The 1,413-nt window shown below is 57.6% G+C and carries 2 protein-coding genes; both read right to left on the bottom strand.

The features are described from left to right. Positions 1 to 963, bottom strand: a 963-nt coding sequence (locus tag K7H93_RS15900; protein ID WP_269060345.1) for a recombinase family protein, incomplete at its 3' end; no start/stop codon positions are given. 4 nt (positions 964 to 967) lie between these two features. Next, on the bottom strand, positions 968 to 1,222 hold the full coding sequence (locus tag K7H93_RS15895; RefSeq protein WP_230784444.1) for a hypothetical protein: 255 nt from the start codon (positions 1,220 to 1,222) through the stop codon (positions 968 to 970). Positions 1,223 to 1,413: the final 191 nt, after the last annotated feature.

Here is a 1,413-nt window from a genome sequence, read left to right as displayed (position 1 = left end):
ATTGAAGCAGTGGTAATAAGCATGACGCTGCTTCTTGCCCTTGGCCCAGCAGCTCGTCAGCGGCTTGCCGCAATCGCCACATTCGACGAAGCCACGAAGCGGGAAATCGGCACTGTTGTCCTTGCGCACGATGCCCTTGGTGGGGCCTTCAAGGCGCTTCTGAATAGTTTGGAAGGTCTCGAAGTCGATGAGCGCCGGGTGGTGGCCGGGGCGCAACGAGACATCCCAGTTCGGCACCTCGACATATCCCGCATAGAGCGGATTGGTGAGGATGTTCTTAGCCATCTGATCGGGAACACGGCCAGTGGAGCGTTTTGGGAAGTCGGGCTGGCTTTGCAGGAAGCGCGCGACATCGGCCTGTGTTTGCAGATGTCCGCAGGCGAAAGATTCAAGAGCATTCTGAACGACAGAGGCGACAGGCTCATCGCGCTCGATCAGCGCGCCTTGGCCTTTGACCTTGTAGTATTTGTAGCCGTGAGGGAGTTGCAGACACCAATAGCCGTTGAGGCACCGCGCTCGCATCCGGGCGCGGGTCTGCTCGGCATTTTTGCGGCGGTGTTCGCCAGCGAATGCCGCCTCGATTACTTCAAGGATGTCGTCTTCGGGATCGTCGGCAAACACACGCTTGGGGGATTCCAGTTTGCCGCCTGCTGCGGCAATGGCATCGCGGATTGTGAGGTGGGTTCGCACGCTGCGCGCTAGGCGGTTGAGGTCATCGATGATGACGATGGTGGTGGTGTCTTTGCTCTGCTGGAGAGCTGCGATCATCGCCTTGAGGCCACCGCGTTGATCGGACTTGCCCGTCAGGTCGTCGCAGATCACCGCCTTGACGGTGTAGCCCTTGGCCTCTGCATACTCACGGCAGGCTGCTTCCTGCGATGCAAGGCCGTTGCCGTCGCTCACCTGCTTCTTGGATGATACGCGGCAATATATGATGGCGCTTTGCGCGTGCGATGTTCCCATGTTTTTAAGACTTTCTGCCGCCGGATCGCGCATTGAAGGCATCAGGCAGGCTCTGCTTCCATTCTACCACACGACTGCTCCGAACTGAATCGGAAACTCCAGCGATCCCCAAAGTCTGTTCGAGCGGGGCATTTTCCCAAGCAGCGCGAACAAAGTAGTCAAGAAGGCGTGCAAAATAGCTGAGATGCTTTCGCGCACTCTCCTCGCTGTAACCGAGCCCTTCGTAGTCGGAGCGGTATTCGTCATAGGGTAGCTGCATGGCGCGAGTTTCCGTTCGCGCTCGGCACGAGGCGGCGCGGCTGAGGGTTCAAATCTGATTGAGAATCTAGGTTGCCTATCCGGCCAACATGGGGGGATAGAAACGCAAAAGCCCCGCCGTGTGGGTGCGGGGCTTCTCAGTTAGCGGATACAAATCCGGCTATTTGCCAAAAGTAGAACATAAAAAGTACA

The sequence above is a fragment of the Citromicrobium bathyomarinum genome (assembly GCF_021021475.1).
GTDB classification, from domain to species: Bacteria; Pseudomonadota; Alphaproteobacteria; order Sphingomonadales; family Sphingomonadaceae; genus Alteriqipengyuania; species Alteriqipengyuania bathyomarina.
This window is presented reverse-complemented; position numbering and strand designations above follow the sequence as displayed.

Bases quoted from the DNA above. Each gene is read 5' to 3' on its own strand.
- K7H93_RS15895 (WP_230784444.1), bottom strand. From the start codon at position 1,222: ATGCAGCTACCCTATGACGAATACCGCTCCGACTACGAAGGGCTCGGT.